Origin of the sequence: Pseudomonas sp. PGPR40, assembly GCF_022014505.1 — a bacterium.
Lineage (GTDB): Bacteria > Pseudomonadota > Gammaproteobacteria > Pseudomonadales > Pseudomonadaceae > Aquipseudomonas.
This window is the reverse complement of sequence record NZ_JAKLSP010000038.1, coordinates 1-25,128: the sequence shown is the minus strand read 5'-3', so window position 1 is coordinate 25,128 and position 25,128 is coordinate 1. Positions and strand designations below refer to the sequence as shown.

General features: G+C 59.7%; 20 protein-coding genes. 9 read left to right on the top strand and 11 right to left on the bottom strand.

The features are described from left to right. The first annotated feature begins 330 nt into the window (after positions 1 to 330). The 5 genes from lon to cmoB all read left to right on the top strand — a co-directional run bounded on the left by lon (position 331) and on the right by cmoB (position 5,893). Positions 331 to 2,748 (top strand): endopeptidase La, encoded by a 2,418-nt coding sequence (lon, locus tag MEB48_RS26065; protein ID WP_237886665.1) that lies wholly within the window; start codon positions 331 to 333, stop codon positions 2,746 to 2,748. 262 nt (positions 2,749 to 3,010) lie between these two features. Continuing rightward, a complete protein-coding gene (locus MEB48_RS26060) occupies positions 3,011 to 3,403 on the top strand; it encodes a protease inhibitor I42 family protein (protein ID WP_237886664.1) in 393 nt (130 codons plus the stop codon). 2 nt (positions 3,404 to 3,405) lie between these two features. Further along, positions 3,406 to 4,050, top strand: a complete 645-nt coding sequence (locus MEB48_RS26055) for a lysoplasmalogenase (RefSeq protein ID WP_237886663.1) — start codon at positions 3,406 to 3,408, stop codon at positions 4,048 to 4,050. A 110-nt stretch (positions 4,051 to 4,160) separates the two neighbouring features. Beyond that, positions 4,161 to 4,940 carry a carboxy-S-adenosyl-L-methionine synthase CmoA gene (gene cmoA, locus MEB48_RS26050; RefSeq protein WP_237886662.1) on the top strand — a complete coding sequence of 260 codons (780 nt, stop codon included), beginning with the start codon at positions 4,161 to 4,163 and terminating at the stop codon, positions 4,938 to 4,940. After that, complete coding sequence (gene cmoB, locus MEB48_RS26045) at positions 4,937 to 5,893, top strand: tRNA 5-methoxyuridine(34)/uridine 5-oxyacetic acid(34) synthase CmoB (RefSeq protein WP_237886661.1); 957 nt, start codon at positions 4,937 to 4,939, stop codon at positions 5,891 to 5,893. The genes cmoA and cmoB overlap by 4 nt, the downstream gene beginning before the upstream one ends. A gap of 149 nt (positions 5,894 to 6,042) precedes the next feature. On the opposite strand, the gene tadA is transcribed toward cmoB, so the two are convergent. The 7 genes from tadA to treP form a co-directional block, all read right to left on the bottom strand. Then, the gene (gene tadA, locus MEB48_RS26040; protein ID WP_237886660.1) at positions 6,043 to 6,540 is read right to left on the bottom strand and encodes a tRNA adenosine(34) deaminase TadA; all 498 of its coding nucleotides are present in this window, start codon (positions 6,538 to 6,540) and stop codon (positions 6,043 to 6,045) included. Continuing rightward, a complete protein-coding gene (locus tag MEB48_RS26035) occupies positions 6,540 to 7,916 on the bottom strand; it encodes a multicopper oxidase family protein (protein WP_237886659.1) in 1,377 nt (458 codons plus the stop codon). The genes tadA and MEB48_RS26035 overlap by 1 nt, the downstream gene beginning before the upstream one ends. 355 nt (positions 7,917 to 8,271) lie before the next feature. Then, positions 8,272 to 8,562, bottom strand: a complete 291-nt coding sequence (locus MEB48_RS26030) for a PTS transporter subunit EIIB (protein WP_237886658.1) — start codon at positions 8,560 to 8,562, stop codon at positions 8,272 to 8,274. Between the two features lie 2 nt (positions 8,563 to 8,564). Next, positions 8,565 to 11,099 carry a phosphoenolpyruvate--protein phosphotransferase gene (ptsP, locus tag MEB48_RS26025; RefSeq protein ID WP_237886657.1) on the bottom strand — a complete coding sequence of 845 codons (2,535 nt, stop codon included), beginning with the start codon at positions 11,097 to 11,099 and terminating at the stop codon, positions 8,565 to 8,567. A 62-nt stretch (positions 11,100 to 11,161) separates the two neighbouring features. Next, positions 11,162 to 12,385 carry a maltoporin gene (locus MEB48_RS26020; protein ID WP_237886656.1) on the bottom strand — a complete coding sequence of 408 codons (1,224 nt, stop codon included), beginning with the start codon at positions 12,383 to 12,385 and terminating at the stop codon, positions 11,162 to 11,164. Between the two features lie 107 nt (positions 12,386 to 12,492). Further along, positions 12,493 to 14,142, bottom strand: coding sequence for an alpha,alpha-phosphotrehalase (gene treC, locus MEB48_RS26015; RefSeq protein ID WP_237886655.1), 1,650 nt, complete (start codon positions 14,140 to 14,142; stop codon positions 12,493 to 12,495). Between the two features lie 118 nt (positions 14,143 to 14,260). After that, complete coding sequence (treP, locus tag MEB48_RS26010; protein WP_237886654.1) at positions 14,261 to 15,703, bottom strand: PTS system trehalose-specific EIIBC component; 1,443 nt, start codon at positions 15,701 to 15,703, stop codon at positions 14,261 to 14,263. A 237-nt stretch (positions 15,704 to 15,940) separates the two neighbouring features. On the opposite strand from treP, the gene treR reads away from it, so the two are divergent. After that, positions 15,941 to 16,645, top strand: coding sequence for a trehalose operon repressor (gene treR, locus MEB48_RS26005; RefSeq protein ID WP_237886653.1), 705 nt, complete (start codon positions 15,941 to 15,943; stop codon positions 16,643 to 16,645). Positions 16,646 to 16,717: 72 nt separating this feature from the next. On the opposite strand, the gene guaA is transcribed toward treR, so the two are convergent. The 4 genes from guaA to MEB48_RS25985 all read right to left on the bottom strand — a co-directional run bounded on the left by guaA (position 16,718) and on the right by MEB48_RS25985 (position 21,583). Then, a complete protein-coding gene (gene guaA / locus MEB48_RS26000) occupies positions 16,718 to 18,295 on the bottom strand; it encodes a glutamine-hydrolyzing GMP synthase (RefSeq protein WP_237886652.1) in 1,578 nt (525 codons plus the stop codon). 99 nt (positions 18,296 to 18,394) lie between these two features. Next, the gene (gene guaB / locus MEB48_RS25995) at positions 18,395 to 19,864 is read right to left on the bottom strand and encodes an IMP dehydrogenase (protein WP_237886651.1); all 1,470 of its coding nucleotides are present in this window, start codon (positions 19,862 to 19,864) and stop codon (positions 18,395 to 18,397) included. 215 nt (positions 19,865 to 20,079) lie between these two features. Then, positions 20,080 to 20,628 carry a sugar ABC transporter ATPase gene (locus MEB48_RS25990; protein ID WP_237886650.1) on the bottom strand — a complete coding sequence of 183 codons (549 nt, stop codon included), beginning with the start codon at positions 20,626 to 20,628 and terminating at the stop codon, positions 20,080 to 20,082. 187 nt (positions 20,629 to 20,815) lie between these two features. Continuing rightward, entirely contained in the window at positions 20,816 to 21,583 is a 768-nt protein-coding gene (locus MEB48_RS25985; protein WP_237886649.1) for a sulfite exporter TauE/SafE family protein, read from the bottom strand. A 100-nt stretch (positions 21,584 to 21,683) separates the two neighbouring features. Between MEB48_RS25985 and MEB48_RS25980 the strand changes: the two genes are divergently transcribed. The 3 genes from MEB48_RS25980 to MEB48_RS25970 all read left to right on the top strand — a co-directional run bounded on the left by MEB48_RS25980 (position 21,684) and on the right by MEB48_RS25970 (position 24,925). Continuing rightward, positions 21,684 to 22,631: a LysR family transcriptional regulator gene (locus MEB48_RS25980; protein ID WP_237886648.1), complete on the top strand. Its 948-nt coding sequence runs from the start codon at positions 21,684 to 21,686 to the stop codon at positions 22,629 to 22,631. An 89-nt stretch (positions 22,632 to 22,720) separates the two neighbouring features. Further along, complete coding sequence (xseA, locus tag MEB48_RS25975) at positions 22,721 to 24,100, top strand: exodeoxyribonuclease VII large subunit (RefSeq protein ID WP_237886647.1); 1,380 nt, start codon at positions 22,721 to 22,723, stop codon at positions 24,098 to 24,100. Between the two features lie 3 nt (positions 24,101 to 24,103). Beyond that, positions 24,104 to 24,925, top strand: coding sequence for a M23 family metallopeptidase (locus MEB48_RS25970; protein ID WP_237886646.1), 822 nt, complete (start codon positions 24,104 to 24,106; stop codon positions 24,923 to 24,925). Positions 24,926 to 25,128: the final 203 nt, after the last annotated feature.

The following is a 25,128-nucleotide window of genomic DNA, read 5'->3' as shown; positions in this document are numbered from 1 at the left end:
GCGGTAGCGGCAGTTAAAAGAAAGGCGACTCCTGTGAGGGAGTCGCCTTTTTTGTGGCACTGCAATCTTGCACATCCCCTGTAGGAGCGAGGCTTGCCCGCGAAGACGGCCTGACATTCAACATTGATGTCGCCTGACACGCCGCCTTCGCGGGCAAGCCTCGCTCCTACAAGTGGGTCGGCGTACGTTTGAGAGGGATTGGTCGGCTGTCAGGCGCCAGGTCCAGGCACCTGTCAAAACCCTGAACACACACGCTGAAATATCCAGAGCCATTGAAACCACCAAAAGCCTGCCCCATCTAAGACCCATACTCTATTGCGCAGGTGCCCCATGACCGACCAGCAAGAATTCCCCGAAGACCCGAGCGAATACGCAGAAACAGACAAAAACGAACACCACACTCCCGGCAAAGGCCTCGCCCTGCCTGGCCAGAACCTGCCGGACAAGGTCTATATCATCCCGATCCACAACCGGCCCTTCTTCCCGGCGCAAGTACTGCCGGTCATCGTCAACGAAGAACCGTGGGCCGAAACCCTCGAACTGGTGAGCCAGTCCGAGCACCATTCCCTGGCCCTGTTCTTCATGGACACCCCTCAAGAAGATCCGCGCCACTTCAATACCTCGGCCCTGCCCGAATATGGCACCCTGGTCAAAGTCCACCACGCCAGTCGCGAAAACGGCAAACTGCAATTCGTCGCCCAGGGCCTGACCCGCGTACGCATCAAAACCTGGCTCAAACACCATCGCCCGCCCTACCTGGTGGAAGTCGAATACCCGCACCAGCCCACCGAGCCGACCGACGAGGTCAAGGCCTATGGGATGGCGCTGATCAACGCGATCAAGGAACTGCTGCCGCTCAACCCGTTGTACAGCGAAGAATTGAAAAACTACCTCAATCGCTTCAGCCCCAACGACCCGTCGCCGCTGACCGACTTCGCCGCCGCGCTGACCTCGGCCACCGGCAGCGAGCTGCAAGAAGTGCTCGACTGCGTGCCGATGCTCAAGCGCATGGAAAAAGTCCTGCCGATGCTGCGCAAGGAAGTCGAAGTCGCGCGCCTGCAGAAAGAAATTTCCGCCGAAGTGAACCGCAAGATCGGCGAGCATCAGCGCGAGTTCTTCCTCAAGGAGCAGCTCAAGGTCATCCAGCAAGAGTTAGGCCTGACCAAGGACGATCGCAGCGCCGACGTCGAGCAGTTCGAGCAACGTCTGACGGGCAAAGTATTGCCGCCCCAGGCGCAGAAACGCATTGAAGAGGAAATGAACAAGCTGTCGATCCTCGAGACCGGTTCACCGGAATACGCGGTGACCCGCAACTACCTCGACTGGGCGACTTCGGTACCTTGGGGCGTGTACGGCGAGGACAAACTCGACCTCAAACACGCGCGCAAGGTGCTGGACAAACACCATGCCGGTCTCGATGACATCAAAGACCGCATCCTCGAATTCCTCGCGGTCGGCGCTTATAAAGGCGAGATCAGCGGCTCCATCGTGTTGCTGGTGGGCCCGCCGGGCGTGGGCAAGACCAGCGTCGGCAAGTCCATCGCCGAATCCCTCGGCCGGCCGTTCTATCGCTTCAGCGTCGGCGGCATGCGCGACGAAGCCGAGATCAAGGGCCACCGCCGCACCTACATCGGCGCGCAACCGGGCAAACTCGTCCACGCGTTGAAAGACGTCGAAGTGATGAACCCGGTGATCATGCTCGACGAGATCGACAAAATGGGCCAGAGCTACCAGGGCGACCCCGCCTCGGCGCTGCTGGAAACCCTCGATCCGGAACAGAACGTCGAATTCCTCGACCATTACCTGGATCTGCGTCTGGACCTGTCGAAAGTGCTGTTCGTCTGCACCGCCAACACCCTGGATTCGATTCCCGGCCCGTTGCTGGACCGGATGGAAGTGATTCGCCTGTCGGGCTACATCACCGAAGAGAAAGTCGCGATCGCCAAGCGTCACCTGTGGCCGAAACAGCTGGAAAAGGCCGGCGTGTCCAAAGGCAGCCTGAGCATCAACGACAACGCCCTCAGAGCGTTGATCGACGGTTATGCCCGTGAAGCCGGGGTGCGCCAACTGGAAAAGAACCTCGGAAAATTGGTGCGTAAAGCGGTGATGAAGCTGCTCGACGATCCGAAAGCAGTGATCAAACTCGGCCCGAAAGACCTCGAAACCTCACTCGGCCGACCGGTGTTCCGCAACGAGCAAGTATTGTCCGGCATCGGCGTGATCACCGGGCTGGCCTGGACCAGCATGGGCGGCGCGACCCTGCCGATCGAAGCCACGCGCATTCACACCCTCAACCGTGGATTCAAACTCACTGGGCAACTGGGAGAGGTGATGAAAGAGTCGGCGGAAATTGCCTACAGCTACGTCAGCTCCCATCTGAAGCAATTTGGCGGTGATCCGACGTTCTTCGACGAAGCCTTCGTCCACCTCCACGTACCGGAAGGTGCCACGCCGAAAGATGGCCCGAGCGCCGGCGTGACCATGGCCAGCGCCCTGCTCTCGCTCGCCCGCAACCAGCCGCCGAAACAAGGCGTGGCCATGACCGGTGAACTGACGCTGACCGGGCATGTATTGCCGATTGGCGGCGTGCGCGAGAAAGTCATCGCGGCGCGGCGGCAGAAGATTTTCGAGTTGATCCTGCCGGAGCCTAATCGCGGCAGCTTTGAGGAACTGCCGGAGTATCTGAAAGAAGGGATTACCGTGCACTTTGCCAAGCGCTTTGCGGATGTGGCGAAGATATTGTTCTGATAGTTATGTAGTGCTTGTGCGATTGCTTTCGCGGGCAAGCCTCGCTCCTACAGTGTTTTGCGTCGTTCATTGATCGTTCCCACGCTCCGCGTGGGAATGCCGCCCGGGACGCTCCGCGTCCCATCACGAGCGTGACGCGGAGCGTCACAGGATGCATTCCTTTGCTGCGCGTGGGAACGATCATCTCCCGCCACGCTGTCACACTTTGTCTCATCTTCAGTTATGCTCGCCGTTCGTCGTGAACGCCGGAGCCACTGATCTTATGTCCCCCATCCGCCTGTTGATCCCCCTCGCCCTCACTCTGCTGAGCGCTTGCGCCACGCAACCGAACCAGAACGTGACCGTGGAAAAACAAAGCGAATGCCCGGCGAAACTGCACAACGGGCAAAACCTGATTCTGACCCTGCCCAGCAACCCGACCACGGGTTACCGCTGGACGATCCAGGATTCAGCCGGTGGTGTGTTGCGAGCACTCAGCCCCGAGGTCTATAGCAACCCGGAAGATGCCGGGGTCGTCGGCAGCGCCGGCCTTTCGACCTGGCGTTTCCAGGCCTTCGCCACCGGCACTGGCCGTTTGCGTCTGACCTATTCACAGCCGTGGGCACCCGAAGTGCCGGCGGTGAAAACCTTCGACTGCGCCATCGCGGTTAACTGATCGTGGGCTGGCTGATTCTGGCGTTGATGGGCGCAGTGACCTTTGTTTATGGCCTGAGTGTGCATGCGACGCTGCTCTGCCTGCTGGTCAAACCGATGCCGGTGCTGGCTTTGCTTGGCTGGTTGCACGATGCGCCGCCCAGTGACTATCGACGCTGGATCAGCCTGGGGTTGATTTTTTCCCTGGTCGGCGACGTGTTGCTGGCATGGCCGGGGGATTTGTTCGTGTTTGGCCTAGGGGCATTTTTGCTCGCGCATCTGGCGTATCTGAAGGCTTATTTGAGCGATTGCCGGCGTCTGGCACTGTTGCCGTTGATCATCGCGATGAGCGTCGGCGCGGTACTGCTGGGGATTCTGATTGCCAAAGGCTTGGGACCGCTGCTAATCCCGGTGATCGTCTACGGGCTGGCCATCAGCGCCATGCTCTGGCGCGCCCTGGCCCGACTCGGCACCGACGTGCCCAAACGCTCGGCGTTGCTGGCGGCGGCGGGTGCCGTGGCGTTTGTGTTTTCTGACAGTTTGATTGGCATTAACCGGTTTGTGATGCCATTTCATGCCGCGCCTTACGTGATCATCCTCAGCTACTGGCTGGGGCAATGGGGGATTGCGGCGTCGACTTTTTCTCAATCCGTTCGCCGTCCTCTATAGATCGTTCCCACGCTCTGCGTGGGAATGCAGCCACGGACGCTCCGCGTCCCGCGTTGGGGTAAACGCGGTTTATCAGACAACCCGCGCATCCCCCCGTCAATTTGGCTAAAATGCCAGCCTTTTCCACCTACGCCGCTGGAACCGCCGTGAGCAAAGAATCCGATCGCCTTTTCGCCCAGCCTTTGACCCAGGTGCCTGACTTCTCCTTTAACGAGGATGTGGTTCGGGTGTTCCCGGACATGATCAAGCGCTCGGTACCAGGTTATCCGACCATCGTGGAAAACCTCGGCGTGCTCGCCGCGCAATTTGCCCAGCCCAACAGCGTGCTCTACGACCTGGGCTCGTCCCTCGGCGCGGTGACCCAGGCCTTGCGCCGGCACGTGCGCACCGATGGCTGCCGCGTCATCGCTGTGGATAACTCCGCCGCCATGGTCGAGCGTTGCCGCGAGTACCTCAACGGCCAGGATTCGATGTTCCAGGAGTTGCTGCCGGTGGAAGTGATCGAAGGCGACATCCTCGCTCTCGAGTTTCAGCCGGCCTCGGTGGTGGCGCTGAACTTCACCCTGCAATTCATCGCCCCGGACCAGCGCACCGCGCTGCTCTCACGCATCCGCCAATCGTTGTTGCCCGGCGGCGCGCTGATTCTCTCGGAGAAGCTGCGCTTCAACGATCCCGAAGAACATGCGTTGCTCACCGACCTGCACGTCGCGTTCAAACGCGCCAACGGCTACAGCGAACTGGAAATCGCCCAGAAGCGCAGCGCCATCGAAAATGTCATGAAGCCCGACAGCCTCGAAGAACACCGCGAACGCCTGCTGGCCGCCGGGTTCTCGAAAGTCGTGCCGTGGTTCCAGTGTCTTAACTTTGCCTCGTTGATTGCCTTGCCATGATTGATCTGTCCCCCCTCGCCCGCCGTCTGGCCGGTACACCACTGGCTGAATGGGCCAACACCCTGCAAGTGCAACTCGATAAGAAAATGGAAAAAGGTCACGGCGATCTGGAGCGCTGGCAGAGTGCGCTGGATGCGTTGCCGAAGATTCAGCCGAGTGAAGTCGACTTGGTGAACGGCTTGAAACTGGACACCGATTGCGACGACGAAACCCGCGCGCAAATGCGCACCGCACTAATGGGCCTGTCGCCCTGGCGCAAAGGGCCGTTCGACCTGTTCGGCGTGCACGTCGACACTGAATGGCGCTCGGACTGGAAGTGGTCGCGGGTCGCTCCGCACCTGGACCTGAAGGGTAAACGCATCCTCGATGTCGGTTGCGGCAACGGCTATTACATGTGGCGCATGCTCGGCGCCGGCGCTGACAGCGTGATCGGTGTCGACCCGAACTGGCTGTTTTTCTGCCAGTTCCAAGCGGTGCAACGTTATCTGTCGGAACCGAATGCCTGGCACTTGCCGTTTCCCTTTGAGGATCTCCCTCCCAATCTGGAAGGCTTCGACACAGTGTTTTCCATGGGCGTGTTCTATCACCGCCGCTCGCCGATCGAGCATTTGCTGGCGCTGAAGGATTGCCTGGTCAAGGGCGGTGAACTGGTGCTGGAGACGCTGGTGATCGAAGGCGATCAGCAACAGGTGCTGGTGCCGGAAGACCGTTACGCGCAGATGCGTAACGTGTGGTTTTTGCCATCGGTGCCAGCGCTGGAACTGTGGCTGCGCCGTGCCGGCTTCAGCGATGTGCGTTGCGTGGATGTGAGCGTGACCACGGTCGAGGAACAACGCGGGACGGAGTGGATGAAGTATCAGTCGTTGAGCGACTTCCTTGATCCAGAAGATCACAGCAAAACGATCGAAGGGCTGCCGGCGCCGATGCGTGCCGTCATCGTCGCCCGCAAATAAAACACCGATCTCCCTCCCCATGGAGATCAAAATGTGGGAGCGGGCTTGCTCGCGAATACGGACTAACATTCAACAGGGATGTTGACTGATCCACCGCTTTCGCGAGCAAGTCGAATCGTCGCACCGCCGCCCCCACATTGGGTCAGTGTTTAGTCTATTGGTTTGGCTCTACGCGCCTTAAAGAATTCGCTCAACACCGCGCCACACTCCTCCGCCAACACCCCACCCTCATACAACACCCGATGATTCAAAAAGCCCTGGGTAAAAAACTGCCCCTGGCTCTGCACAATTCCCGCCTTGGGTTCCAGCGCGCCGTACACCACCCGCGCAATCCGCGAATGCACGATCAGCCCGGCGCACATGCTGCACGGCTCCAGCGTCACGTACAACGTACTGCCCGGCAGGCGATAGTTGCTGGCGGCCTGGGCGGCAGCGCGAATCGCGACCATCTCGGCGTGGGCGCTGGGGTCGTTGCCACTGATCGGGCAGTTGAAACCGCGTCCGATGATTTCACCGTCCTGCACCAGCACCGCACCCACCGGCACTTCACCCAGCGCCGCGCCTTGAGCGGCCAGGGCCAGGGCTTCGCGCATGAAATCACGATCACGGCTGCGGTCGATAATCGCTGCGGGGCGAATCTGACGCATCACACCACCTCGATGGCGGCCATCAGGCCGGTTTCCATGTGGTCGACCACATGGCAGTGGAACATCCAGACCCCAGGGTTATCCGCCACCAGCGCCACTTGCGCGCGCTCGTTCTTGCCCAACAAATACGTGTCGGTGAAGTACGGAATGACCTTGTGCCGGTTCGAGGCAATGACCTTGAAACTCATACCATGCAGGTGGATCGGGTGTTGATACTGAGTCATGTTCTTCAATTCAAAAATATAGCTTTTGCCCTTTTCGAGCTTGGCAATCGGTCGATCGGCGCAGGTCTTGTCGGTGATGTCCCAGGCCTTGCCGTTGATCTGCCATAGGCTTGGCGGTTTGCCATTGTCGACGTTGACCGACACCGAGCCCACCCATTCAAAATTGAAGTTGAGTTTCTCGGCATTGGCCAGGTCCGGCTCGGCCACAGGATTGGCGGGCAGCGCCGCTGGCCATTCGGTCGGCGCATCGGTGTTCGCCACTGAGCGGAAGGTGCCCAAGCGTACCGGGCCGTTGCGCAAGGACAATTCTTCGCCGGCCGGCGGTGCCTTGATCGCCAGGCAAATGCGCATGCCAGGACCCAGCCAGTATTCCTTACCCAATGGGCGCGGTTCAATCGGATTACCGTCCAGCGCGTAGATCTGCGCTTCGACGCCGGGGATGTTGAGGCGGTACGTCAGCGTATTGTCGAGGTTGAGCAACCGTACGCGAGTGATCTGCCCGGCGGGCAAGTCGATCACCGCTTGCGAGACGCCATTGATGGTCGACAAGCCCCCCGCCGTGCCGCCACGGGCCGCTTCGCGAGGAATGCTGAATGCTACGAAGGCGCCCTCTTCATCGACGTGCCAGCTCTTGAGGCTCAAGGTCTTTTCGTATTTGAAACCGGTGGGCTCGCGCTCTTCGATAATCAGCGGGCCGACCAATCCGCGACCGAGTTCTTCGCTGCTGTTCACATGCGGGTGATACCAGTAGCTGCCGGCGTCGGGCACGCGGAATTTATAGTCGAAGTATTCGCCCGGCAGCACCGGCAACTGCGAGACGTAGGGCACGCCGTCCATTTCCAGCGGCAGGCGGATGCCGTGCCAGTGAATGGTGGTCGCCACCGGCAGATGATTGATGAAGCGCACCCGCAGCCATTCGCCCTGACGCACGCGCAATTCAGTGCCCGGCGCCGACGGGCCGAACGCCCAGGCCTGGGTTGTGTGCCCGGTCACCAGTTCGACGTCCAGCGGTGCGGCGATCAGCTCATAGTCGTGGCCGGCATCCGCGTCGGCCATTTTGCCCAGCCAGTAACGCGACGCGCCACCGGCCCCCACGCCAACTACCACAAGACCGGCCAGACCACCGAGTATTTGTCGACGGGTAAAGGACATGAACTCAACTACCTCACGTATCAGCCACAGACGCGGAGGCCTGCAAAAGGCGAATACGATACACCTGCGGTTGAGAAACAGTAAGGGCGGCGCGGCGGATGGTCACAGTCAAAGCACGGCTGGCAATGTACTTGTGAATGATCGTTCCCACGCTCTGCGTGGGAATGCAGCCCGTGACGCTCTGCGTCACATCGGTGTCTGGCTCGACAGCGGCGGTGTGGCGGGAACGCGGAGCGTCCCTTGAGGCATTCCCACGCGGAGCGTGGGAACGATCACCGTGTAGAGTTGGCGCTCAGCAGCCCAGCGGGAATAAGCTCCCTCGCCACAGGCAAGCCCCCTCACCACAAAGGTCCGGTTATGAATGAAGACCGGTGATCAGATGAACCACTCCATCCTCCAGCATCATCACCCCCGGCACCCCCGCCGCAGTCAATGCCTGCCGATCCATCCGCGCCATATCTCGCAATTCAACCCGCACCCGGGTCAACGCCACGTGCTGCTGCGACTTGAGGTTATCCACACCACCCAGCGCGGCCACGACATTCGCTGCCAAACCGAAAACAGGCTGAGCCTCCACTTTCGGCTCATCCACCACCAGATCCGGGGTCAACGCTTTCCAGAACGCTCGCTGCATTTTCTCGAACATGTTCAGTTCTCCAGAACCAGTGAAGTATCGACAGTCGCCTCATGGTGCAGCCGCAGTGCCTCGCGTACCTGCTCGGCACTTTCCAGCCCCAGCACTTGCTGGGCGATGGCCTGACAGTCCAGCAGATTCACTTCGCGAACTGCCGCTTTGATCGCTGGAATCAATGGCACGCTCACCGACAGTTCATCCACCCCAAGCCCCAGCAACAGCGGCACCGCCAGTTTTTCCGATGCCAGGGCGCCACACACGCCGACCCATTTGCCATGGGCATGAGCGGCTTTCACGGTGTTGGCGATCAGGCGCAGCACCGACGGATGAAAACTGTCGGCCTGACTGGCCAGCCGTGGGTGATCGCGGTCCATGGCCAGGGTGTATTGGGTCAGGTCGTTGGTGCCGATGGAGAAGAAATCCACCTCGGGCGCAAACAGATCAGCCATCAGCGCCGCTGCCGGTACCTCGATCATGATTCCCAGTTTCGGCAGTTCCGTGAGCCCCAATGCCAGCGCCTCTTCTTCAAGCAACTGACGGGCCAGCCGCAACTCCGACAGCTGCGTGACCATCGGCAGCATGATGTGCAGGCGAGCCAGCCCGGCGCTGCTCAGAATCGCCTTGAACTGATCGCGCAACAGCTGCGGACGCTCCAGGCACAAGCGAATCCCGCGCATGCCCAAAAATGGATTGGTTTCGCGCTCCATCGACACATAGGCCAACGGTTTGTCGCCGCCGACATCCAGGGTTCGCACCACCAGATTGCGCGCCGGTCCCAGGGCGCGGGCGATAGCGGTGTAGGTGGATGCCTGCTCGTCATGGCTTGGCGCGTGGTTGCGATCCAGATAAAGAAACTCCGAACGCAACAGACCGACGCCCTCACCGCCCAACGTCATGGCCTGTTCGGCTTCGGCCAGCGAAGCGATATTGGCGGTGATTTCAACGTGATGCCCATCGCGGGTACAAGCCGCCAGCCCTGCATTTTCCAGCTCGTATTGTTGGCGTTTGTTTTGTCGCTGGCGATTGGCTTGCAACTGCTCAATGGCGGCCAGATCAGGATCAAGCTGTAGTTCGCCTTTGTCGGCATCGAGCAAAACCCGGGTGCCATTGATCAGTGCAAGCACCTGAACCGGCAAACCACAGATCGCCGGCAAACCAAAGGCCCGCGCGAGAATTGCCACGTGGCTGGTGGCGCCACCGCCGACCGTGGCGAACCCCAGCACCTTGCGCGTGTCCAGGCCAGCCGTCTGGGAGGGCGTCAGTTGCTCGGCAATCAGAATCGCCCCATTCGGCAACTCCATCGCACGATCCTCCACGCCAAGAATCAACTTGAGCACCCGTTGACCGACGTCGGCCAAATCCGCCGCCCGTTCGGCCAGCAAGGCATTGCCCAGGCTTTTGAACAAGGTTGCCGTCGACTCGGTGGCCGCACGCCAGGCGAAAGCGGCGCTTTTGCCGGCGTCGATCAGTGCGAGGGCCTGATCCAGCAGGCCTGGGTCTTCGAGCAGTTCCTGATGCGCCTTGAAGATGTCGGCTTGGGCGTCACCCGTTGCGTTGTCCCGCAACTGCTGCAGGGCTAGAACCGCCGCCGCCAACGCCCGGGACAGATGCTCACGTTCAACCTGAGGACTAACGCCCGATTCGCTCACCTCGAGGGTCTGCTCGGCAATCTGCACCACTTGGCCAAACGCCGACCCCGCCGAGGCACAGACGCCGCGCAGCACCTTCAGCGATAAGGTCTCAGCTGTAACCGTCTCAACTTCGGCAACCACCGTCACGGCTTCCCCGCAACCGGCAGCCAGCAGCTCGGCCAACGTCTTGATCGCCACTTCAGCATCCGCGCCCGCTGCGCTGACCTGCAGGACATCACCATGGGCAGTCTGCAAAGCCATGATCGCCACCAGGGATTTGGCGTTCGCGCTGTCCTGCTGTTTATGCAGGCAAATGCTCGCCGAAAAGCCTTTCGCCGCTTGGGCAAACACTGCCGCAGGGCGCGCGTGCAAGCCGTTGACGTTGGGTAGCGTCACCGGTCTGGAGAACAGCGCCTCGCCCTCCTCCGGCGTCCGCTCATCAGTCGCCACGTCGGACGGATTCAGACTCAGCAGCGGCTGACCGCCTTGCACCACACCCGTTTCGGGCGTCAGCCAGGTGAACGGCTCACCGCTGACCACCAGCATCAAGGTCAACAAACTGCGGGCGTTCAAGGCGATATGATCGGCATCGAACTCGATCAGCGCCTGCCCCACCTCAACCCGCTGACCTTCCTCCACCAACCGGGTGAAACCCTTTCCAGCCAGGTTCACGGTGTCGAGGCCGATGTGCATCAGCACTTGCACGCCATTGTCGTCGGTGATGCTGACGGCATGCCCACTGACCTGCACATTGCTGATCACGCCGGCCAGCGGTGCGCACAAGGTTTGTGAAGTCGGATCAATGCACAGACCGTCGCCGATCACGCGACTGGAAAACACCTGATCGGGCACCTGGTCCAGCGGCATCAACACGCCGGACAGGGGTGCCAGTAGTTGCAATTGTTGGGATGTGGCCATGACGTCACCTGCTGTTTTGTTCTTTGAAGTGCCGATGGAGCGCGAGGCTCCGACAGCATCGCTTATTTCCACCAATACTCGACCTGCAATCCGACGTTCGCACCGTGTCGCGCTGTGCCGAAAGCGCCGGTATCGGACAATGCCGAACCCGCCGCCAGTTCATTGGCCGCCCGTTTGGCCGCCTCGTTCCAGTTGGCATAGGTGTAATACAGACGCACCTCGGGGCGCGCCCAGAATTCCGGACCCTTGGGCGACCAGGTCGGGGCGAAGGTGAACTTGCTCAGCTTGCGCGTCCCGCCCGTGGCTTCGACCTGATCGTGGCCCAGTTCGGTCACCAGTTTGATCTGCTCGGTGATCGCATACGTCGGACGAATCCCGAGGGAAATCCAGTTCTGGTCGGCGCCGTCCGGGCGGATGTCTTTCTGATAGACCGCTTCGACCTGCCCGCCGAAACGCGGCGTCACTTGCCAGTCGAAGAACTCGACCACGCGGTAGCTTTTACTGTTGTCGTCCAGCCTCACGTTACCGGTATAGCCCAACCCGGTGCCGGGCCCTTCGCCGTACTGAAAGGCCAGTTTATTCTTGCCGCCCAGAAAGCCTTTCTGCACATGCTGGGTGGTAATTGCCCAACCGCGATGAGCGTCGCGGCTGTCGGGTTTGTCGATGTAGCTCAGGCCGAATTCCAGCTCACCGCCGGGGTTGGTGTTGAAGCCGGCGACGTTGAAATCGTGACGGTTGATGTAGTCCTTCTGATACAGATTGTCCTTGCGCGAGAAGGCGTAGCTGTACTTCAGATCACCGATCAGCACATCTTCGATACCGCCGCCGGTGGCGCTCTGGTTCCAGTAGTAGAAGTCGGAAATGTGGATGTCGTTCCGCTTGTAGTAACGCCGACCGGCCCACAGCGAGCCGCCGTTGAGGCTGGGCATGTTCGACCACTGCGCATACAGCTGCGGCAGGCGCACCGAGCCGTTCTCGCCGTTGAACGTCAGGTCCTTGTCGTACTGGTTATACAGCGAGGCCATGCCGTCGACGCTGAGCACCGAGCCATCGTCCAGGGTGTACAGATCCTGACGCAATTCAAGTTCAGCGTACTGCTCGCATTCGTTACCCAAGCGGTATTTGGACTGCGCTCCTGGTAGCTGGAAACACTGCTGTTTACCGCTGTTAACCGAGGTCCCGACGCCGCTGCGCAAGTAACCGGCGAATTCCAGCGCCTGGGCCGACAGTGGTAATGCCAGGCACACGCCCGCTGCTACAAGGCTGCGATTTATTGTTGTTTTCAAGAACCACCTCATTATTTTTATTGTGTGATGCAGCAAAATCGGCGCGCAAAACTCCCCCGCGCAGCGTTCTGCGTGTTTTTTGAAACGGTGTTTTTATTGGTTAAGGGCTAGTGATCTTTCAGGTGCAGAACGAACGACTCATAGGGCCGTAGAAACACCTGTCGGCTTCGATCCGGACAGTCCGCGTAGTTGCTGATTACCAACCTTTGCGCCATCGCTTCATTGATCACGTCATCCGGCAGTTCGACTTCGCACGGCGAGCCATAGAAGTTGTTCAACACCAGCAAACGCTCACCATCGCCTTCACGCACGTACGCCCAAATTTTCGTGTGCTCAGGCAATAACTGCCGATACACGCCGTCGGACATCAGCGTTTCACGGCGGCGCAGGGCAATCAGCTGACGGTAGTGATGCAGCACGGAATCCGAATCATCGAGTTGATGCGCGACATTGATCTGCGCCACGTTGGCCGGCACGCCGATCCAGGGTTCGGCAGCGCTGAAACCGGCATTAGGCTCGGCGTTCCAGTGCATCGGTGTGCGACTGTTGTCCCGGGACTTCTGCATGATCGCCGCCATGTTGTCGACGTCACTGCTACCTGCCTCGCGCTTGAGCCGGAAGATATTCAGAGTCTCGACATCGCGGTACTGATCAATGTGATCGAACCCCGGATTGGTCATGCCCAACTCTTCACCTTGATACACGAACGGCGTGCCCTGCAGGAAATGCAGCGCCGTGCCGAGCATCTTCGCCGACACCACCCGATGCTCACCGTCATGACCAAAACGCGAGACCACACGCGGCTGATCATGGTTACACCAGAACAGCGCGTTCCAGCCGCCGCCGGCCTGCATGCCGGTCTGCCAATCGGAGAGGATGCGCTTGAGTGCGAGGAAGTCGAAATCGGCGCGAACCCACTTTTGCAGGTTCGGGTAATCCACCTTCAAGTGATGAAAGTTGAAGGTCATCGACAGCTCTTTCGACTCCGGTCGCGAGTAGCGGATGCAGTGTTCCAGGCTGGTAGACGACATCTCGCCGACGTTGATCAGGTCATGGCCCTCGAACACTTCGCGGTGCATCTGCTGCAAGTAGTCGTGGACGTGCGGGCCGTCGGTGTAGAAGCGTCGACCGTCAGTGTTGTCCTCGGGGAAATCCGCCGGTTTGGAAATCAGGTTGATCACGTCCAGACGGAAACCGCCCACACCTTTGTCGCGCCAGAAACGCATCATCTTGAAGACTTCGGCGCGCACCTGGGGGTTGTCCCAGTTCAGGTCGGCCTGCGTGTGGTCGAATAGGTGCAGGTAGTACTGACCGGTCTGGGCCTCGTACTCCCAGGCCGAACCGCCGAACTTGGATTCCCAGTTGTTCGGTTGATCGCGCCAGATGTAGAAATCGCGGTAAGGGTTATCGAGGCTGCTGCGGGCCTGCTGGAACCAGGTATGCTCGATCGAGGTGTGATTGACCACGATGTCGAGCATCAATTTGATCCCGCGCTTGCCGGCCTCGGCGATCAGCAACTCGCAATCGGCCATGGTCCCGTAGCTCGGGTCGATGGCGTAGTAGTCGCTGATGTCGTAACCGTTGTCGCGCTGGGGAGAACGCAGGAACGGCGTGATCCACAGGCAATCGACACCCAGCCAGTGCAGGTAGTCGAGCTTGGCCACGACGCCGAGCAAATCCCCCGTGGGGTTGCCGGCGTGGCTGTGAAAACTCTTCGGGTAGATCTGGTAGATCACCGAACGTTGCCAGTCTTGCATGGCGGTATTCCTTCAGTAAGTTGATGCGGTGACCGTTATGGCCCCTTCGCGAGCAAGCCCGCTCCCACATTGGAATGCGGTCAACTGTGGGAGCGGGCTTGCTCGCGAATGCGATCCATCAGGCAACCCGATACCCAGGCCGGACAATCCTCATGCTCAACCCGCAGGTCAGAACAAACGGTACGACCATGGCAATCACCATCCCGACCACGAACATCGGAATGAACTGTGGAATGATCGAGATGAAACCGGGCAACCCACCGACGCCGATCGCCGAAGCCTGGACTTTGTTCAGCGACAGGAAAATGCTGCCCAGAGCCGAGCCGATCAGGGCCGCATAGAACGGAAATTTGTAGCGCAGGTTGACCCCGAACATGGCCGGTTCAGTGATGCCGAAGTAGGCAGAAATCGCTGAGGTCGAGGCCATGCTTTTGTCCCGCACACTGCGGGTCATGTAGAACACCGCCAGTGCCGCGCTGCCCTGGGCGAGGTTGGACATGACGATCATCGGCCAGATGAAGGTGCCGCCCTGGGTGGAGATCAGTTGCAGGTCGACCGCGAGAAACATGTGGTGCATGCCGGTGATCACCAGCGGTGCGTAGAGCAGGCCGAAAATTGCGCCGCCGACCATGGGCGCCAGGTCGAACAGGGTGACCACGCCTTCGGTAATGAGAATCCCCAGATGGCGGGTCACCGGACCAATCACCGCCAGCGCCAGCACACCGGTGACGACGATCGTGGTAATCGGTACCACCAGCAATTGCACCGCGTTGGGCACTCGCGCCCGCAGCCATTTTTCGATGACGCTCATTACATAGGCCGCCATCAGGATCGGCAGGATTTGCCCTTGATAACCGACTTTCTCGATCTGAAACATACCGAGGATGTCGAAGTACGGCAGGCTCTGCCCCTCCAGCCCGGCTACCGCTTTGCCGTAATTCCAGGCGTTGAGCAGGTCCGGGTGTACCAGCATCAGGCCAAGCACAATGCCGAGGATTTCGCTGCCGCCAAAACGCTTGGCCGCCGACCAGCCCACCAGTGCAGGAAGAAATACGAACGAGGTGTTGGCCATCAAGTTGATCAGGCTCCAGAGCCCGTCAAGCTTCGGGTAGGCGTCCAGCAGGGTCTTGCCCTCGATGAACATGCCCTTGGCGCCGATCAGGTTGTTGATGCCCATCAGCAGGCCCGCAATGATCAGCGCCGGCAGAATGGGCATGAACACGTCGGAAAACACCCGCACCAATCGCTGCATCGGGTGGATCTTGTCGGCGCTTTTCTGTTTAACGTCAGCGATGGTCGAGGCGGCGAGACCGGTTTGCCGGCGTAGTTCGGCGTAGACCTTTTCCACTTCGCCGGGGCCGATGACCACCTGGAACAGGCCGCCGGTATAGAACGAACCCTTGACCAGATCGATCTGGTTCAGCGTGGCGCTGTCGACCAGGCTCGGGTCCTTGAGGGCCAGGCGCAACCGTGTGACGCAATGCGCGGCCTGCTCGAGGTTGTCGCTGCCACCGAGGCTGTGCAGCAGCTCAGTGACGATGTTCGGATAGTCATGGCTCATGCTTGTTCATCCGCTGTAGTTTTTTGTTATTGGCAGCATGCCGAAGCGAAAAGTACTCGTCTGTACGAGTTATTGCAACAACTCGTACAGACGAGTTTGATTTTGTTTACCCTGAACCCGACAGGCGGCGACATTTCCTACCTCCGAAGTCAAAGAAACCTAAAGCCACATGGACAAACCCCTACCCTGCCCTTAAGGTTCAAAACCTTGAGCACAGCGCGGCATAGAGCCATCCCCATGAGTAAATACAACCAGATCTACAGCGATCTGCTTGCCAGCATCACGACCGAACGTCTGGAACGCGGCGCACGACTGCCTTCCGAAACCGAACTGATGGACAGCTATCAGGCCAGCCGCGGCACCGTGCGCAAGGCCATCGAGCAATTGCAGGAACGCGGTTTCGCCCAGAAAGTCCACGGCAAAGGCACCTTCGTGCTGTCGACCAACCCGATCGAATTTCAGCTCGGCGGCATCGTCAGCTTCCAGGAAACCTACCCGCGGCTGGGCAACGACGTCAGCACTGAGGTGGTCGAGTTCACACAAATCCCCCTCGAAGGTCCGCTGCTCGAACACATCAAGGCGGCAGAAGGTAGCCTGATCACCCGGATCAAGCGCGTGCGGCGGATCGACGGTAAACGGGTGATCCTCGACATCAACCATTTCGTCAGCGACGTGATTCCCGGCCTGTCCCGCGACATCGCCGAACAATCGATCTACGCCTTTATCGAGCAGACCCTGCAACTGCAAATCGCCTACGCCCAGCGCACCATCGAAGCGATGCCCCGCAGCAAGGATGACCAGCAACACCTGGACCTCGACGGGCAAAGCCATGTGATCGTGGTCAGTAACCAGACGTTTTTGCAGGATGGCAGGCAGTTCGAGTACACCGAATCACGGCATACGCTGGATAAGTTCTACTTTTCGGATGTGGCGCGGCGCTGAGATGCAAAAGGCCCCGTGAACTCACGTTCACGGGGCCTTTTGGGTGTTACGGACGATCAGCTAAAGCCGGGATCACTCCCACTCAATCGTCGCTGGCGGCTTGCTCGACACGTCGTAAGTGACGCGGGAGATGCCTTCGATTTCATTGATGATCCGGCCGCTGACGGTTTCCAGCAGTTCGTAAGGCAGGTGTGCCCAACGCGCGGTCATGAAGTCGATGGTTTCCACGGCACGCAGGGCAACGACCCAGGCGTAACGACGGCCATCGCCGACAACGCCAACCGATTTCACCGGCTGGAACACCACGAATGCCTGGCTGACTTTGTGGTACCAGTCAGCTTTACGCAGTTCTTCGATGAAGATGTGGTCGGCGCGACGCAGCAGGTCGGCGTATTCCTTCTTCACTTCACCAAGGATCCGCACACCCAGGCCTGGGCCCGGGAACGGGTGGCGGTAGACCATGTCGTACGGCAGGCCGAGTTCCAGGCCCAGACGACGGACTTCGTCCTTGAACAGCTCGCGCAGGGGTTCAACCAGCTTGAGGTTCATTTCTTCCGGCAGGCCGCCCACGTTGTGGTGCGACTTGATCACGTGAGCCTTGCCGCTTTTCGCGCCAGCCGACTCGATCACGTCCGGGTAGATGGTGCCTTGGGCGAGGTACTTGATGTTATCCAGTTTGTTGGACTGGGCATCGAACACGTCGATGAAGGTACGGCCGATGATCTTGCGCTTCTTCTCCGGGTCGCTTTCGCCGGCCAGATTGTCGAGGAACTGGTCCTCGGCGTTGGCGCGAATTACTTTGACGCCCATGTTCTCGGCGAACATGGCCATCACTTGCTCGCCTTCGTGCAGGCGCAGCAGGCCGTTGTCGACGAAGACGCAGGTCAACTGGTCGCCGATTGCCTTGTGCAGCAGCGCGGCAACCACCGAGGAGTCAACGCCGCCGGACAAGCCGAGCAACACGTTGTCGGTGCCAACCTGGGCGCGGACCTGGGCGATGGCGTCTTCAGCAATCTTCGAAGGCGTCCACAGGGCTTCGCAGCCGCAGATGTCGAGGATGAAGCGCGAGAGGATGCGACCGCCCTGCTTGGTGTGGGTCACTTCCGGGTGGAACTGCACGCCGTAGTAGCCGCGAGCATCGTTGAACATGCCGGCAATCGGGCAGCTCGGGGTGCTGGCCAGGATGTGGAAGTCTTCCGGCAGCTTGGTGACCTTGTCACCGTGGCTCATCCACACGTCGAGGCCGAACAGGCCATCGGCGTCGATATGGTCTTCGATGCCATCGAGCAGACGGCTTTTACCGACTACGTCAACGCGGGCATAACCGAACTCACGCAGCTCGGAACCTTCGACCTTGCCACCCAGCTGTTCAGCCATGGTCTGCATGCCGTAGCAGATACCGAAGACTGGCACGCCCAGGTCAAACACCGCTTGCGGGCAGCGCGGGCTGTCGGCTTCGTGCACGGACTCGGGGCCGCCAGCGAGAATCACGCCTTTTGGCGCGAATTCGCGAATGGCTTCCTCGTCCATGTCGAACGGATGCAGTTCGCAATACACCCCGATTTCACGCACGCGGCGGGCAATCAGCTGGGTGTACTGGGAACCGAAGTCGAGGATCAGGATGCGGTGAGCGTGAATGTCGAGGGCCATGATTCAGTCTCGTCTAAGTAATTCAGAAACAGTCGTGATTCAGAAACAACTCGGGGCTGAATAAAACAGCCCCGGTTGCTTAACGATTTGCTTGAAGCCTCAACCTACGCGGTAGTTTGGCGCTTCTTTGGTGATTTGCACGTCGTGAACGTGGGACTCGGCCATGCCAGCGCCGGTGATCCGCACGAACTCAGGCTTGGTGCGCATTTCTTCGATATCGGCGCTACCGGTGTAACCCATGGAAGAACGCAGGCCGCCCATCAGTTGATGGATGATCGCGCTCAGGGTGCCCTTGTACGGAACACGCCCTTCGATGCCTTCCGGAACGAGTTTCTCGGCGCCTGCCGAGGAGTCCTGGAAGTAACGGTCGGAGGAACCTTGAGCCTGGGACATGGCGCCCAGCGAACCCATGCCGCGGTAAGCCTTGTACGAACGGCCCTGGAACAGTTCGATTTCGCCTGGCGCTTCTTCGGTACCGGCAAACATCGAGCCCATCATCACGCAGGAAGCACCGGCAACGATGGCCTTGGACAGGTCACCGGAGAAACGGATGCCGCCGTCGGCGATCAACGGAACGCCTGTGCCTTCGAGGGCAGCGGCGACGTTGGCGATGGCACTGATTTGCGGAACGCCGACACCGGCGACGATACGGGTGGTGCAGATCGAGCCTGGGCCGATACCGACCTTGACTGCGTCAGCGCCGGCTTCGGCCAGGGCCTTGGCGGCAGCGCCGGTGGCGATGTTGCCGCCGATGACCTGCACTTCAGGGAAGTTCTGCTTGACCCAGCGAACGCGGTCGATCACGCCTTTGGAGTGACCATGAGCAGTGTCGACCACTACCACGTCAACGCCAGCGTGGACCAGGGCAGCTACGCGGTCACCGGTGTCTTTACCGGTACCAACTGCGGCGCCAACGCGCAGACGACCTTGATCGTCCTTGCTGGCCAGTGGGTAAGCCTTGGCTTTTTCGATGTCGTTGACGGTCATCATGCCTTTGAGGGCGAATTTGTCGTCGACGATCAGTACGCGTTCGATGCGGTGCTTGTGCAGCAACTCACGCACATCGTTCTTGTTGGCGCCTTCCTTGACCGTGACCAGACGCTCTTTAGGCGTCATCACTTCACGGACGGTGGCGTCCAGACGGTTCTCGAAACGCACGTCACGGGAAGTGACGATGCCGACCAGGTCGCCATCGTGCAGTACCGGAACGCCGGAGATGTTGTGCTGGCGGGTGAGTTCGAACAGTTCACGAACCGTGGCGTCAGCCTCGATGGTGATCGGGTCCTTGACCACGCCGGCTTCGTAACGCTTGACCTTACGCACTTCGGCAGCTTGCTGCTCGATGGTCATGTTCTTGTGGATGATACCGATGCCACCTTCCTGAGCCATGGCAATTGCCAAACGGGCTTCAGTAACGGTGTCCATGGCAGCAGAAACCAGTGGAATATTCAGCTCGATGCCACGGGTAAGGCGGGTTTTGAGACTGACTTCGTTAGGAAGAACCTCGGAATAACCGGGCACTAAAAGAATGTCGTCGAAGGTCAGAGCTTCTTGGCTGATACGCAGCATCGCGGGGGCTCCCGAGCGGGAAAATGGAAGCGCGCCATTATAGTCAGACACCCCCTCGGGTTCAATGTAAAACTCTGTCTATTATCGACACAGTGATCGACGGAGGTTTTGGCACACAAATCCGTAGGAGCGAGGCTTGCCCGCGAAGGCGTCCTCACTGGTGCTAAAAGCTTCGCGGGCAAGCCTCGCTCCTACGGGTTCGGGTTCGGGTTCAGTTACAGTTCGACTTTGATCCAGCTCACCGGTTGATCCAGCCAATCGGCAAATTCGTCGATGAAGCTCTGCTTGAACCCGGCTTCGAGCCAATTGTTGAAGATAAACCCCAGGTTGGAGAAGCCGCATTCCTGCAAGAACAGAAACCCGTTGATGTCGTCTTCATGCCCGCATTCAGGACACGTGAAGTTATCGGTGCGCCCTGGCATCCAGTCTTCCAGGCTTTCGAACAGCGCTTCGCCGATTTCCTTGCGGCACTCGGCGCAACCGGCTTCTTCGAGAAACCCCTTGGCCGGTGTATAGATGCAGCGCTTGGTGATGATCTCCAGGCCATTGATCGGCTCGCCGAACGGCAGCGCTTCAGGGTGCAGGACCACGGCGCGGGCACCGTCGGCGATGGCGTGGGCCATGCGATTGCCGGTGCGGCCACAGGTGGTCAGTTCTTCTTTAATGATGTTCTTGCGCACCAGCCAACGCACGACCGCCCGGGCCCGGGGTTCGTGTACCGGCAGGGTGGAGATTTTCGGGACGATGATGCTTTGGGAATTCATGGTGCAAGCCTACTGCGTCAAATGGATATTTCTGCGGCGTGCCGGAGGACGCTTTCGCGGGCAAGCCTCGCTCCTACAGGATTGGTGCCGTTCAATAAATTTGCGAACGGCATCCAATCCTGTAGGAGCGAGGTTTGCCCGCGAAGACGTCAGGACGGCCGGCAGCTTAATCCCTGACGAAATCCGGTCAAGTACTCAAATAACGCCCGATCAAGGCAATCCCGCTGGCCAGCACCAGCCAGGTCACCAGCCGCACGAAGGCCTCGCGGGACAATTTCATGGTCAACCGCCGGCCAATCCACAACCCCAGCGCCATCGCTGGCAACAAACACAGCGCCAATACCAACAAGGGTAGCTCGGCATACACACCGGCGACGGCAAACAGGCTCAAACGCACCACGGTGCTGCAACTGATCAGCGCACTCTGGGTTGCCCGGGCCGCATCCTTGGGTAATCGACTGTTCAAATAGATCGCATATAAAAAGCCGCCACTGCCAAACAACGCCCCGAACATCCCACCCACAGTGCCCATCGGTACCGCCCACCCGGCGGACAATTGCGCCGGACGGGTTTTAATCCACAGGCTGTAAATCGCATAGGCGCTGATAAACAGCCCCATCAACAGCAGCAAAACATCGGATTTCAGGTTCAGCAGAAAAATCACCCCCAACGTGCAGCCCACTGCCATGCACGGCAACAATCGCAGCAACTCGGGGCTCGCCACATTCCGTCGCGAAGGCAGCAAATTGCCGAACGCCGCGACGAAATCCAGCAACACCAGCAACGGCACGATTTTCGACAGCGGCATGAACAGGATCAGAATCGGCCCCGCCACCAGCGCGGTGCCAAAACCGGCGATGCCGAACACGATGTAGGCCAGGGCGACGCCCAACCCGATCACCAGCCAATCCAACGTATCCCACGGCCATTGGTTTAACAGCTCCAGCACATTCATCGACACGGCTTCCTTTTATTCCTGTGCTGACTTTAGCCAGCGCCGAGCGTTGCGACTAATATCTTCAACATCGACCACCCATCTCGAAAAGGCATGCCTTGTGCTTTCAACCCGTCAATTACGCTACTTCGTGGAAATCGCCGAGAGCGGCAGCTTCAGCGCTGCGGCCGAACGACTGTTTATTGCCCAATCAGCCTTGAGCCGGCAGATCAAGGACATGGAAACCCGGCTGCAAACGCCGCTGTTCGAACGCACCGCGCGCCAGCCCCGACTGACGGCGGCGGGTGAAGCCTTTTTGCCTCGGGCCAGAAACCTGCTGAACGAACTGACCAAGGCCAGCGAGATGGCCACTCAGGTGGGAAACGGTGAACTCGGCACTTTGCGCCTCAGCCATTCCAGTACCGTGCCCATGAGCGGTCGGCTGCTGCGAGGCATCAGCGTCTATCTGGATCGGCACCCCGGTGTGTCCGTGGACATCGTCAAGCTGTCCTCCGAGGCGCAACTGGAAGAATTGGCCGAAGGTCGCCTCGATGTGGGTCTGTTGCGCCTGCCGGTATTGCGTCAGCGTGAAGGGGTACAGATTGTTCCGCTGTACAGCGAGCGTCTGTTGCTGGCGGTACCGCCGAATCATCGGCTGGCTGTGGATAAGTCCGCGCAAGGCATCGATCTGGCGCAGTTGAAGAATGAAGCATTTATTTCCATCCCTCATCCACAACGTGGCGGCCTGAGTTATCTGTCCGCCGAGTTGTGCATGCGCCAGGGGTTCTTTCCCCAGGCGGCTCGGGTGGTGTCGCGCAAAACCACGCAACTGCAATTGATCCAGGCCGGATTCGGCATCGCGCTGTTACCGGAATCGATGCAGGACATCGCGCCGCCGGATATCCACTTTCTGCCCTTGGCCGATCCCGATTGCCAGAGCACGGTCGCCCTCGCCTGTCGGCAACATCCCACGATGCTGGTTCAACACTTCATCAATGCCTGCACAACCCACTGTGGGAGCGGGCTTGCTCGCGAAAGCGGTGGGTCATTTAACAATGATGTCGACTGACATGACCTCTTCGCGAGCAAGCCCGCTCCCACAGGGGATTTGTGTTGATTCATGGAGATTGATCGCCGATTGCCTTTAAACTGCGCCCCATGATTAAAGATCCCTTTGCAAGACTCGGCCTGGACCGGGAAGTCCTGACTGTCAGCCAGCTCAACGGCCGTGCGCGGGTGTTGCTCGAAGACGTGTTCAGCAATATCTGGGTCGAAGGCGAAATTTCCAACCTCGCCCGACCGGCATCTGGCCATGTGTATTTCACCCTCAAGGACAGCGGCGCCCAAGTGCGTTGTGCGCTGTTCCGGCAGAACGCCGCTCGGGTTCGCCAAGCGTTGAAGGACGGTTTGGCGGTCAAGGTTCGCGGCAAGGTGTCGCTGTTTGAAGGCCGTGGCGATTACCAACTGATTCTCGACACCGTGGAACCGGCCGGTGACGGCGCCCTGCGTCTGGCCTTCGATGCATTGAAGGAAAAGCTCAGTGCCGAAGGCCTGTTCAGTGCCGAACGCAAAGTGCCGCTGCCGGCGCACCCGCAACGCATTGGCATCATCAGTTCGCCCACGGGCGCAGTGATCCGCGACATCATCAGTGTGTTCCGCCGCCGCGCGCCGCAGATCCAATTGACGCTGATCCCCACCGCCGTGCAAGGCCGCGAAGCCACCGCGCAGATTGTCCGCGCGCTGAAACTGGCGGACGCCCGCGGTTTCGACGCATTGATCCTGGCCCGTGGTGGCGGTTCGCTGGAAGACCTCTGGTGCTTCAACGAAGAAGCCGTGGCTCGCGCCGTGGATGCCTGCGTGACGCCGATTGTCAGCGCTGTCGGCCACGAAACCGATGTGTCGATCAGTGACTTCGTCGCCGACGTCCGCGCCCCGACCCCCTCTGCCGCCGCCGAACTGCTCGCGCCGGACTCCAGCGATCTGGTGCGGCGCGTCGAAAGTCTGCACCGACGCCTGGTGATGCGCATCCGCGACCGTTTGATGCGCGACCGGTTGCGCCTGGAAGGCATGGCCCGGCGCCTGCGTCATCCCGGCGAACGACTGCGCCAGCAAGCACAACGTCTGGATGATCTGGACATGCGCATGCGCCGCGCGTTCGAACGCAGCCTCAACACCCGTCGTGAACGTTTGATCCGTCTGGAAACCCGCCTCGCCGGGCAACATCCCGGGCGTCAACTAGCGATGCTTCGCCAGCGCCTCGACAGCCTGGCCGAGCGCCTGCCCCGAGCCATGCGTGAAGGGCTTAAATCCCGCCGCCTGCAACTGCAAAGTCAGATGCAGACGCTGCATGTGGTCAGCCCGTTGGCGACCCTCGCGCGTGGCTACAGCATTCTGCTGGACGAGCGCGGCAACGCGATCCGCAGCGCCGCGCAGACCCACACCGGTCAGCGCCTGAAAGCCAAACTGGGCGAAGGTGAGCTGCACGTGCGGGTCGAAGACAATCACCTGACGCCTGTCACCCTTTCTTTACTGGATTGATCCATGCCGCGTTTTTTAGCTCCGCTGCTGTTGCTGTGCCTGACCTTCAGCGCCCACGCCGACAGTTACATCACTCGCTTGTTGAACAAACCGGTGCCGGGTGGCGTGGCGGTAGTGGATCTGGGCAACTCCGCCCAAGCGCCAAAAGCCAGCTATCAAGGCAAACAGGTATTGGTGGTCAAGGAACAGAACCACTGGCTGGCGATCGTCGGCGTGCCGCTGACTGTCAAACCGGGCAGTCAGTCTCTTGAGAGCGGTGGTCGCACTCTGAGCTTCACCGTCGGTAGCAAGAAATACCCGGAACAGCACATCACCCTGAAGAACAAGCAGCAGGTCAATCCGGACCCGGAAAACCTCAAGCGCATCGAGAGCGAATTGGCCGAACAGATTCAGGCCTACCGCACCTTCAGCCCGAACACCCCGAGCAACCTGCTGCTGGACAAACCGGTCAACGGGCCGCTGTCGAGCAAGTTTGGCGTGCGCCGTTTTTTCAATGGCGAAGAACGCAACCCCCATGCAGGCCTCGACTTCGCGGTGCCTGCCGGCACGCCAATCAAGACTCCGGCCGCCGGCAAGGTGATGCTGATCGGTAATTATTTCTTCAACGGCAACACGGTGTTCGTCGACCATGGTCAGGGCTTTATCAGCATGTTCTGTCACATGTCGAAGATCGACGTGAAGGTTGGGCAGCAATTGGTGCGTGGTGGCGTGGTCGGGAAAGTCGGTTCGACCGGCCGCGCGACCGGGCCGCACATGCACTGGAATATCAGCCTGAATGATGCGCGGGTGGATCCGGCGATTTTTATTGGGGCGTTTCAACCATAAGATAGTTGTTGAGGCTGATGGCCTCTTCGCGGGCAAGCCTCGCTCCTACAGATTTCGGGTGACCGCACGCAAATCCGTAGGAGCGAGGCTGTTGTGGCTCAATGTTTTTGGACCATGATGTAGGAGTGTCGATCTAAGGAAGCATCATGGGATATCGGGTTGTTAACGCCGAGGAAAAAGCGGAAGCCATTCGCTTGGTTGTA